The sequence below is a fragment of the Rosistilla oblonga genome (assembly GCF_007751715.1).
Lineage (GTDB): Bacteria > Planctomycetota > Planctomycetia > Pirellulales > Pirellulaceae > Rosistilla > Rosistilla oblonga.
This window is the reverse complement of sequence record NZ_CP036292.1, coordinates 4005354-4022130: the sequence shown is the minus strand read 5'-3', so window position 1 is coordinate 4022130 and position 16777 is coordinate 4005354. Positions and strand designations below refer to the sequence as shown.

General features: G+C 58.3%; 10 protein-coding genes. 5 read left to right on the top strand and 5 right to left on the bottom strand.

Going from position 1 to position 16777, the window contains the following annotated elements:
• Positions 1–81: 81 nt before the first annotated feature.
• The gene (locus CA51_RS14195; protein ID WP_145121646.1) at positions 82–894 is read left to right on the top strand and encodes an endonuclease/exonuclease/phosphatase family protein; all 813 of its coding nucleotides are present in this window, start codon (positions 82–84) and stop codon (positions 892–894) included.
• Positions 895–914: 20 nt separating this feature from the next.
• On the opposite strand, the gene recG is transcribed toward CA51_RS14195, so the two are convergent.
• From recG to CA51_RS14180, 3 genes are all read right to left on the bottom strand, one after another.
• A complete protein-coding gene (recG, locus tag CA51_RS14190) occupies positions 915–3011 on the bottom strand; it encodes an ATP-dependent DNA helicase RecG (protein ID WP_145121644.1) in 2097 nt (698 codons plus the stop codon).
• 62 nt (positions 3012–3073) lie between these two features.
• Positions 3074–4267 carry a sterol desaturase family protein gene (locus CA51_RS14185; RefSeq protein ID WP_145121642.1) on the bottom strand — a complete coding sequence of 398 codons (1194 nt, stop codon included), beginning with the start codon at positions 4265–4267 and terminating at the stop codon, positions 3074–3076.
• Between the two features lie 398 nt (positions 4268–4665).
• Positions 4666–5556 (bottom strand): helix-turn-helix domain-containing protein, encoded by an 891-nt coding sequence (locus CA51_RS14180; protein WP_145121640.1) that lies wholly within the window; start codon positions 5554–5556, stop codon positions 4666–4668.
• A gap of 393 nt (positions 5557–5949) precedes the next feature.
• Between CA51_RS14180 and CA51_RS14175 the strand changes: the two genes are divergently transcribed.
• The 4 genes from CA51_RS14175 to CA51_RS14160 all read left to right on the top strand — a co-directional run bounded on the left by CA51_RS14175 (position 5950) and on the right by CA51_RS14160 (position 14774).
• Positions 5950–6972, top strand: coding sequence for a sigma-70 family RNA polymerase sigma factor (locus tag CA51_RS14175; RefSeq protein ID WP_145121638.1), 1023 nt, complete (start codon positions 5950–5952; stop codon positions 6970–6972).
• 331 nt (positions 6973–7303) lie between these two features.
• Positions 7304–8692 carry a TIGR01777 family oxidoreductase gene (locus CA51_RS14170; protein WP_231745692.1) on the top strand — a complete coding sequence of 463 codons (1389 nt, stop codon included), beginning with the start codon at positions 7304–7306 and terminating at the stop codon, positions 8690–8692.
• Positions 8693–8825: 133 nt separating this feature from the next.
• Entirely contained in the window at positions 8826–13313 is a 4488-nt protein-coding gene (locus CA51_RS14165) for a DUF6797 domain-containing protein (RefSeq protein WP_231745691.1), read from the top strand.
• Positions 13314–13397: 84 nt separating this feature from the next.
• On the top strand, positions 13398–14774 hold the full coding sequence (locus tag CA51_RS14160; RefSeq protein ID WP_145121634.1) for a PhoPQ-activated pathogenicity-related family protein: 1377 nt from the start codon (positions 13398–13400) through the stop codon (positions 14772–14774).
• A gap of 41 nt (positions 14775–14815) precedes the next feature.
• On the opposite strand, the gene CA51_RS14155 is transcribed toward CA51_RS14160, so the two are convergent.
• Positions 14816–15751 carry a CPBP family intramembrane glutamic endopeptidase gene (locus CA51_RS14155; protein ID WP_145121632.1) on the bottom strand — a complete coding sequence of 312 codons (936 nt, stop codon included), beginning with the start codon at positions 15749–15751 and terminating at the stop codon, positions 14816–14818.
• Positions 15752–15763: 12 nt separating this feature from the next.
• Positions 15764–16774, bottom strand: a complete 1011-nt coding sequence (gene argC / locus CA51_RS14150; protein ID WP_145121630.1) for an N-acetyl-gamma-glutamyl-phosphate reductase — start codon at positions 16772–16774, stop codon at positions 15764–15766.
• Positions 16775–16777 lie beyond the last annotated feature (3 nt).

The following is a 16777-nucleotide window of genomic DNA, read 5'->3' as shown; positions in this document are numbered from 1 at the left end:
AGTTGCGATACGAGAGTTCCTTCTCTCGCGTTTCATCAGTTTCCGTCGCTCGATCGGCGACCACCCTGCAAAGGCGCTTTCATGATTCCGGATCAACCGCTTCGTTGGTTACTGTCGTTTGTTTTGTTGTGCTTTCTAACAAACACGCCCGCCCAGCTTTCCGCTCAATCACCTACGACGCTCCGCGTGTTGTCTTATAACATTCACTACGGGCAAGGGACCGATGGCATTTACGATTTGGAGCGGATCGCGCGCGTTATCGTTGCCGCGAAGCCCGACGTCGTTGCACTGCAAGAAGTCGACGTGATGGTTCAGCGGTCGGGCAAAGTTCACCAGGCGCAGCGGCTGGCGGAGCTGACTGGAATGGCGGTTCGCTATGGGCCGACGCAACATTACCAGGGAGGTCTGTTCGGCAACGCAGTGATGACCCGGATGCCGATCGAAGACGTTCGGATTCAACCGTTGCCTTACACCGACGCGACCGAGCAGCTGACCACGTATCCGCGCGGTGCGATCGCGGTTGTTGTTCAGTCGCCGCAGGGCCAACCGGTACGTTTTATCAGCACCCACTTCCAGCACAATGTGCCTGGCGACCGCGTGGCGGAAGCCGATGCGGTCAACGGCTTCTTCGCTACCGATAATGTACCGACGGTGCTGGCGGGCGACATGAATGCAGTCCCCGGATCCAAACCGATCGAGATACTGGAATCGCGTTGGAAGAACGCAATCGATAGCGAAGCTGCCCCTTCGGCGCCATCGCCTAAACCGACAGTGCGAATCGATTACATCTTCTATCGTGGCGAGACGCTGAAGATGGTCCATTCGGAAGTGATCGACGACGGATTGGCTTCGGACCATCGCCCCGTCCTGTCGGTTTTTGAGTTGGGTAAATAACGCGGCCGACCGGATGTCGGTTACGCGACGTCGCCAAGATCCAAGCTGTTGCCGTAGCGAGTTAGCACGCGCTGCTTCAGCAACGCCAGCGATGGATCCTCGAGGTGTGGATCGTTGTCGACGATCTCCATCGCCAAATCGCGAGCGGCTTCCAAAATTTCGGTGTCGCGCAGCGGGTCGGCGACACGCAGCGGCGGCATGCCACTTTGACGGACTCCCAACAGGTCGCCGGGGCCACGCATGCGATAATCGGCTTCGGCGAGTGCGAATCCATCGCTAGTGCTGGCAAATGTCTTCAGCCGCTCGTCGTCCTCGGGCAGCCCTTCGTTGTCGGTGAAGACGCAGACGTAACCGGGATGCGAGCCACGCCAAACGCGGCCTCGCAGTTGATGCAGCTGAGCCAACCCGAAGCGGTTCGCACCCAGGATCGTCATCACGGTCGCGTTGGGGACATCGATACCGACTTCGATCACCGTTGTCGCCACCAAGACTTGCAGCCGTCCCTGAGCAAAGCGGGTCATCGTGTCGTTCTTTTCTTCGGGCGTCATGCGACCATGCAGCAGCCCGATGCGAAACGATTTCAGCGGGCCGGTTCTCAGCTCGTCGAAGATCTGTTGAGCACTGCTGACATCCTCTTGGTCCGACGAATCGACTCGCGGCGCTACGACAAACGCCTGCCGTCCCTCGCGGACACGTTGCCCAAGAAAGTCCCACCAGCGTTGTGCCCAATCGTCTTTGGCGAGATACGTGTGGACTTGGCTGCGGCCGGGCGGCTTTTCTTTCAGAGTCGTCACATCCAGATCACCAAACGCCGCCATTGCGACGGTTCGCGGGATCGGTGTCGCAGAAAGGACAAGATAATGCGGATCGAGACCGCCGCGGCGGAGGTTCGCTCGTTGCGAGACGCCGAACTTGTGTTGCTCGTCGATCACGACCAGCCCCAACTGTTTGAAGACGACCTTGTCGTTCAATAACGCCTGGGTACCGACCAACAGATCGATCTCGCCGTCGGCTGCGGCTTTGAGCACCTCGCGGCGATCGAGCGTCGAAAGCGTACCGGTCAGCAATCCCAGCCGCACCCGACTGCGGCTGAGCGATTTGCGGAAGGTTTCAAAATGCTGCCTCGCCAAAACTTCCGTTGGTGCCATTAAAACGGCTTGATGTTTGTTTGCGACCGCCAACAACATCGCGTATTGCGCGATGACGGTCTTGCCGCTACCAACATCCCCTTGGACCAAGCGGTTCATCGGAAACTGACGCGCCATGTCGGCACTGACTTCGGCAAACGCCTTCTTCTGGTCGCCCGTCAGTTCAAACGGAAAGCGTTTCAAAATGCGAGCGTCGATCGCTGCGTCGACCGGCAGGGGAGGTGAGCGGAGGTCGCTTGTCAATTTGCGACGGCGCAGCGCCAACGCCAACTGCAGGATAAATAGCTCTTGAAAGATCAGGCGCCGGCGGGCCGCATCGAGAGCGGCTTGATCGTGCGGACGGTGGATGTTGCGCATCGCTTCGTCGATCGACACCAGCGTGGCCTGCTGGCGGATCGCCTCGGGGATCACCTCTGCGATTTCACCCGCCAATTCATCGACGACGGTGGCGATCGCACGACGCATCTGCGATTGGTTGATCCCTTCGGTCAGCGGATAGATCGGCAGGATGCCTTGATCGCCAGCCTGCTCATCTTCTTCCAATGGGATTACTTTGGGATGGACCAGTTCCATCCGCAGTCCCGACAATCGTGGCTTGCCGCTGACCAGTACTCGCAGCCCGCGCGGCAGAGCATCCAATCGGTAGGGCTGGTTGAAGAACATCATCCGCGCCGCCCCCGAATCGTCTTCGACTAAGACGCCCAGGATCGTTTTGCCCGCCTGGGTCGTAATCTGGTCGACTTCGGTAATCGTCCCCACAAACGATGCGGGCAGATTCTCCTTCAGGTCGGCGATCCGCATCCGCGGTGCGGGGTGTTCGTAGTCGCGGGGCAGGAAAAACAGCAGATCCAACGCGGTACGAATCCCCAAACGCCGCAATTGCTCCGCGCGTGCTGGCCCAACCCCTTTGATAAATTGGGTTGTGGTCGTCAGTTGCAGTGTGGGGGTGGATTGTGAATTGGAGTTCATGCGCCACGCGGTTTGCCGGGAGATGGGTCGCCGCGCAGTATAGCATGGTCGCTATTTTTATTTCAGTCGTCCTCGCCCGCCATGGCGGCAACCGCTTGCCGCCGGCGCGGTGGCAGATCTGCTTCGACCGGCCCGCTCGACGGTGCTGTCGCCTTCGATGGTTCGCAATAATACGATCCGTAGCGTTTGTCCTCGCGAGCGATCAAGCCGAAATTGACGTTGAACAAACGGTGGTGCAGAAGGTGGTGGTGGCCAGTCTTCATCCAGGTGTTTGTGTCGTGCGAGGGGAAATGCCCCGCCAGTGCCAAGATGATCTGGCCGAGCGTCCAGTACCAATTCGGGACGAGAGTGGCGGCGGGCAGATTTAACTCGGTCAGTGCAAACTCCAACGGCGAGATGGTTCCCGAGTCGAGTTGTGTCGGTAACACGCCGCGATGATGAATGCTGTGGACGCTGTCGTAGAGCGGTCGGCAGGTGTGAAAGGTTCTGTGAACGCGGTAATAGATCAGAAACGCAGGCTGTAGTGCAAACCAGAACGTTGCCAACCAGATCGCCGTCGTTCCCCAGAAGATCGTCATCATGTGACCGCTGAGATCGGGATGTTTGGTGAGATCCAGATTCAACCTCTGCCGTAGGTATTCAAACCCAGCGATCGTGATCACCTGACTGGAACATCGCACGACCAGCCCGACGTTGCCGAGAAAGAACGCCCACAAAACGTGTCGGATCGCGGAGCTGCGAGTTTTAAGATTGGCTTGATGAGTTTGAAACGTGCGGCCGGCTCGCTCCCAATGAAAATGGAGCACCCACAGATAGCGAACCAACCAATAGATCCGGATCGCCATGTAGAAGCCGTACAACATCGCGAAGCTACTGATCGCGAAATTTAGCGGCAGGATAACCGGTGCCATTCCGAGGTACAGCACAAACGCGAACAGGTAATAGGGCAGCAAGTGGACCGCGGCGCGGAGGGCGACTTGAGAGTACAGCAGCATCTGCCCCGGCATCGCTCGCAACGCCAACTTGCGATTCATCGTCCGGCGGTCCAACAGCAATCCGATCGCTAGGCAGCTGTCCAGCCAGATCGCCAACCACCAATCGATGGCACCAACGGCTGCCAGACCAATGAAGATCGCGCCGGCCACGAAATGGCTGTTGTACGCACCACCGGTTCCCGCCGCCCCGAAGAGCCGGTATTCAGCGCCCGCCGGTGGCGAGTGAAGAAGTTGTTGTGGCTTCGTGTTTGCTGTATTCATGGCGGGGCAGAGGACGGAACCAGAGGTGCTGTTTTAGGGTAGCAGCAAACCGTCCCAATTCCAGTTTTACAGCGAGATTTGCGGTGTTTCGCGACGATTTGGCGACGTTGAAGACCACCAGCACTAGCTAACCTTTGGGCGTAACGCCAAGAAGTGTGAACATTTGTCACGACGGCAAAACCGAGGCATCGCAAGCCTTAGTGTGGAGCGGGGTCTGCCGTCAGAGTGACCGCCAGCAACGAATCGAATAAGGAGAAATTCCGAGGTGAACGCTGCGGCGTTTGCGATGGGATAGTTCCGCGCGGAGCGTAGCCGGATAGAGAGCGGTGCTATAACGAAGCGGCCGTTCGCAGACGCGCCGGGACCACGCCGCAAAAGAGAGCTGCGTAATTAGAGGGTCACGCTTCGCGGCGGGTGAGCATCGCCGAGGCGAGTCCGGCGAGTTGATAGAAGTTGTCGCAGTGAGCTGTGTAGTTCAACCGCGGGCGTAGATCGTCGTCCATCGCGCGTCCACCTGCGACGAGGACGACTTCTTTCGGCAGCTGCTTTGCGAAATCATTGAACGCGTCGACAAACACGCCGCGATCTTCGATCGTAGAGATACTGACCCAAACCATTCGCGGTTTGTACTGGTGGACGACGTCGAGCATCGTCTTGAGTGGCATGTTGTTACCAAGCGACCGAGCGTTCCAACCGGTCTCGCGCAACACCAACTCGACAAGATGCGTCGGCAGTTGGTACTGATCGCCGGGCGGCGCACAACCGATTGCTAGCGGTGCGTCGGAGCTTGGCAGCTGAATGTATTGCGCCAACTCGTTGACCAAACGGAAACAGATCTCACATCCGTATCTTTCCTGCAGGACGTCGGTTCGGCCGCTCTCCCACATTTCGCCGACCAGCCGCATCGAAGAGCAGACGACTTGTGCGGCGACATCGATAAAGCTGTTGTTGCGGCGATAGGCTTGATGGATGATCTGCCGGCAGGTCGCCTCATCTCCATTTAATAGGGCCGTCGTGAACGTCCCCACCTCATCGCTGACGTCGCTCACAACGGGCGCGGGCTGCAGCGCGACAACCGGTTCGTCGTAACCGCCGAGTTTGTCTGGATCGGTGAGCGTTCGCTTGGTATCGCGGAGGAACTGAGCCAGCGATTCCACCGAGATACGCCGGTGCCCACCGACGGTCTTGATCGTCGGAATCAGCCCGCGGTCACACCAGCGCTTGACTGATGATTCGCTGACTCGCATCGCTGCGGCGATTTGCTTCGGGGAATATTGGACTGAACTCACGAGATCACAAATGGAGTTAAAAGGTGGGTAAGACAGCCTAGGGAGCCGTCTCGATTGGCGTGCTTTCAATTGAATCGTCCGCGACTTTGCACGTTTTGAATGAAATCCTGGCAATCAAAACGACCAAAGCCATTATTAGAACGTGTCAACGCTTCAATCGGGGCATTGATGACAACCACCCTTTGGGGGTGCAAAATGCTGCAACTATTTGCCCGAAACGTCTCTGTTCGAATGGATGGGTACTCAAATTGACCTCAGGAAATTTCCATTTTTCCGGAAATTGTGTTGCGATGAACGAGTTGCGGCGGTAAAAAACATAAGGGAGAACGTTTTGAACGTTATGGACGTTTTATCCGAACGTTTCGTTCTCGTCTGCTTTTACCGAGTGATCTAATGATTATTGCTTTAAATAAGTTTCCCGGCTTTCAAGTCGCAACGAAGCCGTTGTTCGATTGGTTTGACTCCGATGGGATCGCGGCGATCATCGATCAGGTGGGCGATGTGGAAAGTCTGCGGCGAGCGCCGATGTCGCAGGTCAATCGGGAAAAGCAGCGGCTGTTGAGCCAAGAGATCGAGTTCATCGACAACCCGCGGTTTTACGAAGCTGGCGCCGGGGAGCGATTATTCGACGTCGCGATCGACCTGCAGCGGACCTCCGAATCAAAACGGAGTTTCGGTGAGGGGTTGCCTACGCATTTGGACCGGTTGTGTACCGCCAGTTTGCTGGGTCCAGAGAACGAGCCGTTGTTGTTCGAACGGATGAATTTTCTACTGTGCATGGCAGAGCAGTGCCGCAAGCGGCTTGCCTACACCAAGACGGTCGTCCAAGAGATCGATCGCATTCATTGGTTGTTGGCACTTGCCGCGTGGCACCGTGATCGGATCATCGAAGCGAATCTGCGATTGGTCTTTTCGATCGTAAAGAAGTTTGTCAATCCGATGAACACTTTCGACGACTTGTTGGCCGACGGAATGCTGGCATTGATCCGAGCGGTTGAGAAGTTCGATTATTCGCGCGGCTTCCGATTCAGCACCTACGCGACGCAAGTTGTCCGCCGCAATTCCTACCAATTGGTCGTGCAACGGCAAACCGACGATTCGCGATTAGTCGTCGGTCTCGATGAGGCGGGGATCGCCGAATCGGGTGTGCCTCGCGAGCCCTTCATGTCCGAACAGCGGTGGCATTCGCTTCGCGCTCGGCTTGGGGAGCTGTTGGACATGCTGGACCGCCGGGAGAAGCTGATCATTCGCGCACGGTTTTCGATCGGTCCGCACAGCAAGGTGCAGACGCTGCAGGCTATCGCATCGCGTCTGGGGATCTCCAAGGAACGAGTCCGCCAGATCGAATCGCGGGCGATCGCCAAGCTTCAGGAAATGGCCGCTGGTGCGGAAGTTCCCGAACTCACGGGTGCGTAAAGCGAGCCGTTACGGTTTATCCGCTAACCCACGCTGAAATTTGGGGCGAGGCGGGATATCTCGACCGTTGAAGGCTGGAGCTTCTTCCGCCCGATCGCCAGTCAAATCACGGTTGCGGTTCAGGCAATCTTTTATAACCCGGCGCCCAAGCGAGGCATCGTGTAAAGTCCTCACTCACGCTTCGGGGTACCGTTTCTAGCGAGACTCCACTTCTAAAAAGTGAATAGCCTTGCGCTAGACTGTGGCAATGGCAAGCCAATCTCTCGATCGCTGCTAGAATGCTCGGTGGTAGTTCGATTTCCACCTTCCAATGCGAACCGAGGATATTCTCGTGGCGAATAAACGATATCTCCGATGCGTCGATCTGCCGGGGACAATAGATCAAGCGTTTGCCTACCACGATCGCCCCGGGGCTTTGATGCGGCTGATCCCTCCCTGGGAATCTGTCACGATTCTACGCAGCGATAATTCGTTGCAGCCGGGGAGCGAAGTGGAGCTGAAGACGAAGCTGGGGCCGCTGTCGATTCGCTGGCTCGCCCGCCATGAACTCTATCATCCCCCGAGGTTGTTTTCTGATATTCAGGTCTCGGGGCCGTTTGCCTATTGGCACCACGCCCATCGTTTTGAAACCGGTGCCGATCCGAAAAGCTCGCGGATGTGCGACACCGTCGACTATCGATTGCCGGGCGGCGCGATCGGTGCCGTGTTAGGGGCGGGGAAGGCGCTTCGGACTCTCGACGCGATGTTCGCCTACCGCCATCGGACCACGCGCGACGACTTACAGATGTTTGTCGATCACGATCCGGCACCGCTGCGTATCGCTGTCAGCGGATCGACCGGTTTGGTCGGTTCCTGTTTCAACAACGTCGCTTCGCTGTTGGGACACGATATCGTGCGACTGCTGCGCGGTGAGCCGACAAATGATGACGCTTCTGCAGCGGACGCGGCGATCTACCCGTGGAGCGATTCGTTTGACCCCGAATCGTTTGCGGGAACCGACGCGGTCGTTCATCTAGCCGGCAAACCGATCGCCGATAAACGTTGGACCCCGGAGATCAAGCAGCAGATCATCGACAGTCGCGTCACGCAGACGCGAGCCTTGTGCGAACATCTCGCTGCGATGCAAACGCCTCCCAAAGTTCTGATCTGTGCGTCGGCGATCGGGATCTACGGAGACCGGGGCGATGAAATCCTTAGCGAAGAGTCCGAGATCGGCGAGGGATTTTTGGCTGATGTCGGTCGGCAGTGGGAAGCGGCTTGCAAGCCGGCCGAAGAGGCGGGGATCCGCGTCGTCAATCTACGCATTGGTTTGGCGTTGTCGCCCCAAGGGGGTGCGTTGCAGCAGTTGTTGCTGCCAGCGAAGCTCGGCGTCAACGGACCGGTTTCCCATGGCAAACAGTGGTGGAGCTGGGTGGCATTGGATGACGTGATCGGTGCGATCTACCACGCGATCAAAACGCCGACGCTATGCGGACCGGTGAACGTCGTCGCACCCAATTCGGTCACCTGCGGCCAATTCGCTCGCGATCTAGGCAGAGTCCTGCATCGGCCGGCATTCATTCCGGCCCCCGCGCCGATTTTGCGACTGGCGTTGGGAGAGATGGCTGATGCGTTGCTGCTCGCCAGCACGCACGTCGTCCCAGGCAAACTGCAAGCGTCGGGGTATCGCTTCCGTTTCGAAGACCTGACGACCTGTCTCCGGCACCTGCTCGGGAAATGATCGTTCGCCGCGGTTGTGTTAAGATGTCGCCGTTGCCCCTGAGGTAGCGGCCAATCATCCTCCATTCACGGCGTCGCCAATGTTCCGACTTTCCCCCGCCTTCATTTTTCTCACGCTCGCTATATTTAGCCTCGTGCCGTTCGCCGCGTCAGCTGACGACGACGCGCCGAGCGTCTTGCGACAAGAGAATCTCGCCGCATGGTGTATTGTTCCCTTTGACGCCAAGCGACGCGGGCCAGCCGAGCGGGCAGCGATGTTGAAGGAGCTTGGCATCCGACGCTGTGCCTACGATTGGCGTGCCGAACATGTGCCGACGTTTGAGCAGGAGATTCTGGAATATAAGAAGCAAGGGATCGAGTTCTTCGCATTCTGGAGTCACCACGAAGCGGCATTCAAGCTGTTCGAGAAGTACGACCTGCATCCGCAGATCTGGCAGACGTTGGCCGATCCGGGCGATCGAGCTGATGGGGACAAGGTCGAAGCAGCCGCGCAACAATTGCTGCCGTTGGCCCAGCGGACGAAGCAGATCGGTTCTCAACTGGGACTCTACAATCACGGCGGTTGGGGTGGAGAGCCGAGAAATCTAATCGCTGTTTGCCAGCGTCTGCGCGAACTGGGGCATGATCATGTTGGCATTGTCTACAACTTTCATCATGGACATGGGACGATAGACGATTGGGACGCGGCGTTCTCGCAGATGAAGCCGTATTTGATTTGTCTAAATCTGAACGGCATGAACGCCAAGGCGGAACCGAAGATTCTCGGCATCGGTAAAGGAGCCCACGAGCTGTCGATGATCCGCAAGGTGGTCGAGAGCGGATACGACGGACCGATCGGAATCTTGGACCATCGTAACCAATTGGATGCCCGCGATTCACTGCAGGAAAATCTCGATGGGTTGGCTTGGGTTCGCCGCGAGCTAAACGAACCGGGCAGCGGAGGTCCTAAACCTGCAACCGCCACGCCGACGCCGGACTCCCAGCATAGCGGCCGTCTGTTTCCGGGGGCGGATGCTTACCGGAAGCCGCCGATCACAGTCGAATGCCGCGTTAGGCTCAATCGCCGCGATCAATACAACATCCTGGTCGCCAGCGACACGAAGCAATCCTCCGACCACTGGGAGCTGTTTTCGATGAACGGCAGCGGTCGCTTGACCGCTTATCTGCCGGGCAAGAAGCCCGACCACGTGCATTCGCAAGCGATGATCTGCGATCGGAAACCGCATACGATCGCGATGCATTACGAATCGGATCGCGCCAGGTTGTACGTCGACGGCCGCAAGGTGGCTGATCAAGCGATCGAACCCATGGGCCGCGGCGGATCGATTCCCGGCGGATTGGGAGTTGGACGGTTGGTCAAAGGTGGACCGCGGTTGGCGGGGGATATCGAGTGGTTGCGAATATCTAAAGGTGTCCGCCCGTTACCAGCCGATCCGCAAGCCAGCGTCGAGCGAGATGATGCGACCATCGGTTGGTGGGATTTTCGCAAGCCAGCAAAACCGGCTGAGGGATCGCAATCATCGACGATGCCGCCGACTGCACCGCAGCCGCAGCAGAGTCCCTACGATCCCAAGCTTGTCGAGACGCTGGTTTCCGAAGCACCTGTCCGCGGCGATGCGATCCGTGGTGCGCGTGTCTTCGCCGATGCAAAGCTCGCGTGTTTGTCGTGCCATCGCGTGGGGCCGGTGGGAGGCGAGGTGGGGCCATCGCTTTCAAACGTTGCGGCTCAGCGCAATTTGAAACAGATCGTCGAATCGGTGTTATGGCCACAGCGAGAGGTTCAGCCCGAATACAAGACTTGGAATGTGCTGACCGCCGAGGGAAAGATCATCGCGGGCTACAAGCATCGTGAAACAGAGGATCAGCTGACGCTGCGCGATCCTGCGTCGGGAGCGTTGATCGCGATCGATACTGCGGAGATCGAACACGAATCGCCCGGCGGCAGCCTGATGCCGGCAGGGCTCACGGCGGCGATGGACCTCCAGCAACAGTTGGATCTGTTTTGCTTTTTGAGTCAATTGGGACGCGATTCCCAACCGCTCGAAGACGCATGGCTCGCAGCGCTCACGCGTGCTCAGAATCATGCGCCGATGGAATTCCCTGTCACTCAAGAACCTTTGCAACCGAACAACTATCGATTCTGGCGACACGCGGTCAATCGCGACCGACACTTCGATTTCTACACCAAACAAGCGGAGTACTTCCGGCAGCAGTCGCAAGTGCCGATGCTGCTGTCGCCGTTCCCTGGACTCGACGGCGGCCAACAGGGACATTGGGGCAATCAGAACGAAACGACCTGGGCCAGCGACGATTGGAACCAAGCCGATTTGGGATCGGTGCAAGCGGGAGTCTTTCGTGGCAATGGCGTCACCGTCCCCCGCGGCGTCTGCGTTCGCTTAGGCGACGAACATGAACTGTCCGCCTGCTTCAACCCCGACACGTTGACCTTCGATGCGGTTTGGAAAGGTGGATTCGTTCGGATCGATTCGGTGCGTCATGGCTTTGTCGGTGGATTGCGAATGCAAGGCAAACCGGTTCCCCTGCCGGATCAATCGGCTCCCGATAAACCGTTCCAATACAAAGGGTTCTATCGGCACGGGGATCGCGTCGTGTTTGCTTACAAGATCGATGGCGTCGATTTCCTCGATACGGCTTGGTTCGAGAATGGTGAGTTCAGCCGCGAGCGTGCGCCGATCGAGGAGCATTCGCTGCGGCATGTGGTTCGCGGCGGCCCCAGTCGCTGGCCACAGGCGTTGGAGACGAAGATCACGCCCGGTACGGGACGGCCCTTTGCAATCGACAGCATCGATCTGCCGCTCGACAACCCTTGGCGGATGCCGATCTTTTGCGGAGGAATCGACTTTCTGCCCAATGGCAACGCGTTGGTCTGCACGATGCAGGGGGATGTGTGGCGGGTGAGCGGTCTGGATTCGGAGCCCACAAAACCTGGGAAGGCACGTTGGCGGCGGTTTGCCGCCGGCCTGCACCATGCGTTGGGAATTGTCGTTTCCGATGGGGAGATCTACGTGCAGTGCCGCGATCAATTGACTCGGTTGACCGATCTCAACGGCGATGGCGAAGCCGATTTCTACGAGTGTTTTAGCAACGCTTTCGAAACCTCGCCCGCCGGGCACGATTACATCTGCGGGTTGCAACGCGATGCGGCGGGGAATTTTTATACCGCGTCGGGGAATCAGGGACTCCTGCGGATTTCTCCCGACGGCCAGCGAGCCGATGTGGTGGCGACCGGTTTTCGCAATCCCGATGGCTTGGGATTGTTGAGCGAGCGAACGATTACCGTCCCGGTTTCGGAAGGATCTTGGACGCCGGCATCGATGATCCACGCTGTCGATCTTTCACTGGCGAGTGACGTGGGCGATCCGCCTCATTTTGGATATGGCGGCCCACGCAATGGCAAACCGCCACAACTGCCGCTTGCCTACTTGCCGCGCGGACTCGACAATTCCAGCGGCGGACAAACGCAAGTTCCGGAGGAACGCTTTGGACCATTGGCTGGCCAGATGTTGCACTACTCGTTTGGCGCAGGATCTTGGTTTGTCGTGTTGCGAGACGAAGTTGACGGCCAGTCGCAAGGAGCTGTCGTCCCGATGGCGGGTGACTTTCGATCGGGCATTCATCGCGGACGCTTCCGATCGGCCGACGGACATCTGTATGTTGCCGGCATGTCGGGTTGGGGATCGTACACGCCCGACCATGGTTGTTTGGAACGCGTGCGTTTCACCGGCGAAGCGTTTCAAGTTCCGACCGGCTTTCACACGCATCGCAATGGGATCCGCGTCGACTTTGCATTGCCAGTTGATACGTCGATCGCGACCGATGTCGGTCGGCAATTTGCCCAGTGTTGGAATTATCGGTACAGCGGAGCTTACGGTTCGCCGGAATATTCGCCGACACATCCCGGCGTCGCGGGGCACGATCCGTTGGAGATCCGTTCGGTGCATCCCTGCGGCGACGGACGATCGATCTTTCTCGAGATTCCGGATCTGCAGCCCGTCAATCAACTGCATCTGCGATTGCAAGTCAACGACGACGCGACGCCATCATGCAATCCCGCCGGGTCGGGGCACGATCTGTTTGTGACGGTTCACAAACTGGACGCACCGTATGAAGACTTCGACGGCTATCGACCTCGGCAGAAGACGATCGCTGCGCACCCAATGTTGGTCGATCTGGAGACCAATGCCGTGCGGGTGTCGAATCCTTGGAGCGATGCGATCGAAGGGGCGAGGAAGATCGAATTGCGGACCGGTAAGAATCTGACGTTTGCCAAACGCGAATTGCGGGTTGGGGTGGGGGAGGCGATCGAATTGACGCTGATCAATCCCGACGTCGTCCCGCATAATTGGGTTCTGGTTCGCCCCGGGACATTGCCGCAGGTGGGACAACTGGCCAATGCATTGATCGCCGACCCGGCAGCCTTTGCCCGGCAATACGTTCCCGAAACGGACGATGTGTTGGTATACACCGATATCGTTGCGGCGGGGGATCGACAGCGGGTCGCGTTCCATGCGCCAACGATTCCCGGGCGTTATCCATTCTTGTGTACATTTCCTGGCCACTGGATGGTGATGAACGGTATCATGGTCGTCGGCGAAAACTAAACGTCTCCTGCGAGATGCCAACGTTCTTCATTGGCCCTCGATAACTCACGATCTCTTTCCCTTCTCGATGAAAGCGGCTCCGGTATGAAATGGATTTGTAGTTTGTTCTTGTTGTTCCCGCTGCTGTCGCAAGCGGTCTGTTGTGGGCAGGACGTCGCCACCGAGATGTCGCTCGCCGAGATGGTGATGCAGCGCGATGATGCTTACGGTTGGGAGATCTGCGACCGCGGGCAGATTTCCGATTGCGAGTACCTGCAGTTGCATTTGACTTCGCAGCGTTGGCAGGGCGTAACGTGGCAGCATACGTTGATCGTGATCCTACCGCCGCAGGTCGACCCTCAACAGAACAACGCGCTGATGTTGATCGATGGAGGACGTTGGAAGGAGAGCTGGAATGAAAACGGTCCCGGCGCGTTGCCGCTGCCCGAGACAGCGAAGTTGATGGCGGTGATGGCTCGCGATCTGAAGACTCCCGTGGCCATCATCCGTCAGGTGCCGTTCCAGCCGATGATGGGCGGACTGCACGAGGATGCATTGATCGCCATGACGTTGAAGAAGTACTACGAGACGGAGGACCGATCATGGCCGCTGTTGCCCGCTATGGCGCGAGCCGCGTCGCGGGCGTTGGACGCCGTCACCGAAGTCGCTCAACAGGAGTGGAAGCTGCAGCTCGATTCGTTCACCGTCACCGGAGCCAGCAAGCGCGGCTGGACGACGTATTTGTTGGGAGCCACCGATCCACGCGTCAAAGCGATCGCACCGATGGTGATCGACATGTTGAACATGGAACCGCAGATGAAGCATCAACTGGCCTCATGGGGAGCTTATTCGCCGCAGATCGAAGACTACACAAAGCTCGGTTTGCAGAAATCGATCGGCACGCCGGCTGGGAACGAATTGATGCAGATGATCGATCCCTACACCCAGCGGGAAAAGCTGACGATGCCGAAGCTGGTCATTCTAGGGACCAACGATCCCTATTGGCCTGTCGATGCTCAGCAGTTCTACTTCGAAGATCTTCCCAAGCCGCGGACGCTGTTGAACATCCCCAACAACGGTCATGGACTGAAAGACATCTCGCGGATGATCGGTTCGATCTCGGCGCTGCATCGCAGCATGATCACCAAGACCCCGCTGCCAATATTGCAGTCGGAGTGCATCGACCAAGCGGGAAACACCGCGATCGTCGCCAGCAGCGACCAACCGCCGAGCCGTGTTTACGGTTGGATCGCGCGATCGAAGAGCCGCGATTTCCGTGACGCTCGCTGGCACGCAAAAGCGTTGTCCGCCGACGCCGATGGAACGTGGCGGCTGCCGTTGGCGAAGCCCGAGGAGGGCTATGTGGTCGGGATGATCGAAGCTCAATACGACGGTCCGACGACTTTTCCGCTGTCGATCACGACGATGGTGAAAGTTGTCCCCGGATTGCCAGCTGACGTGGAAGAGGCTGCCGGGAACTAGGGGATGCGGCGGGCAGCGTGGTCGAATCGAGACCGATTCGGCTACGCCTCGTCAGCCAACGTTGGAGCGGTAAAGCAGTAGGCTGTCGCTGCGGTGGCAAGCAGGCAGGGAATGCCCAGCCCCAACAACGCAAGCGTCAACAGCGTGCTGGGGGCGTCCAACGCATCGGTCTGCTCGGGCATCACGCTGATGACCGAGAGGGTATTGTTGATGCCATGGGCCAGCATTGCCGGGAAGATCGATCCGCTGGCGTGTCGCAGGAATCCAAGCCACAGACCGATCGGAAGGACAGCGATCACGTGGACTGGATCGAAGTGAAAGACGGCAAACATGATCGACGCAATCGCGATGGCGGCAACCGCGGGGAAGCGGGCAGCCAAACGGGTTTGGATGTATCCGCGGAACATGATCTCTTCGCAGATCGCTGGCAACCCGCCGACCATCAATAGCGTCGCGATCAAGAAACCACCGTTGGCATGTGTTCGGAACACGTCGGTCATTTGGTCCAGATGTTCGCTCGATTCGATGAACGGGCCAATCACCAAGGTCGTGACCAGTCCGACCATCGGAGTGGCGATTCCACCGGCGATCCAGGCCCATAACGGCCAGTGTCCCCGGACCAGCCCCAGCCGCTGACGAAACGGTTCGGGGGATGCGAAGGCGGCGATAAGCGGCGGGATCAGAATCGCCAGTTGCGATGGGATCAGCATCAGGCAGAATCCGATCCGCGAATCCATCAGCTTCAGCATCATCGCGTTGTCGGGCGCTTCGACGGTCCCAAAGACGGCCAGTTGCGCCAGGACAACGCTGACCAGATTGACTTGCAAGCTGAAGGCGATCACCACGGCGACAAGCATCCAGACGGTCCAGATGCGTGGCTTTGTCGGCTCGGTGAGCTCCGGAACAAGCTCCGCATCGATGGGGACTTCCGACGTGTCGTGACTGGACGGCGGAGCCGCATCGTGGGGATCGTTCATCGTTACTTTCAGTTAGAGCAGACCGAGGGTTTGATCCCAACCGAAGATGCAGTTCAGATTTTGCACCGCTGCGCCGGAGGCACCCTTGATCAGATTGTCGATCGCTGCGACCAAGACCAAGCGGTCCCCCGCCTCTTTGACCGCGAGATCGACAAAGTTGGTTCCGGCAACATGTTTGGTGCCGGGGATGTGGTCGACGACACGCACAAACGGCGAATCGCGATAGGTCTGCCGCCAAATTTCCCGCACGCGCTCGGCGTCAGCAGCTTGAGGACGAACGTAGATCGTCGACAGGATACCGCGGTCCATCGGTGTGAGATGGGGCGTGAAGAGGATGTTCGTTTTCGACCCACTGAAGCGGCCGATGATGTCGTTCATCTCCGGCTGGTGGCGGTGCGCTCCGATCGCATAGGGAGCTATCGATTCGTTTGTCTCACAGTAGAGCGTGCCCAGTTTCGGCGACCGGCCTGCGCCGCTGACACCGCTCTTTGAATCGACGATGATATCCTCGCAATGGATCGCACCGGCTTGGATCAACGGAGCCAGCGGCATGATCGCCGAGGTGGGATAACAGCCGGGGTTGGCGATCAGATCGGCATCTTTGATCTGATCGGCGAATAGTTCGGGCAAGCCATACGCGACTTGGCCAACCTGTTCGGGCCAGGGATGTTTGACTCCGTACCAAGTCTCGTATTCGGCGACGCTGGTCAAGCGGAAATCGGCGCTGAAGTCGATAACTTTGCAGTTCGCCTGCCGCAGCTGTTTGACGGTTTCGGCCGACGCGCCATGGGGCAAGCAGCAGAAAGCGACGTCGCATTGTTGGGCGAAGCTGTCGATCTCCAATGGTTGCAGCGGCAGGTCGAGGCGGCTGGTCAATTGCGGATGGACCGCGGCGATCGAGAGCCCTTCGTCTTGGCGGCTTGTCACCGCCGTGACCTCGGCGTGCGGATGACGCAACAACAATCGAATCGCTTCGTAAGCTGTGTAGCCCGTTGCACCGATAATGCCGACCCGTACTTTCATCGA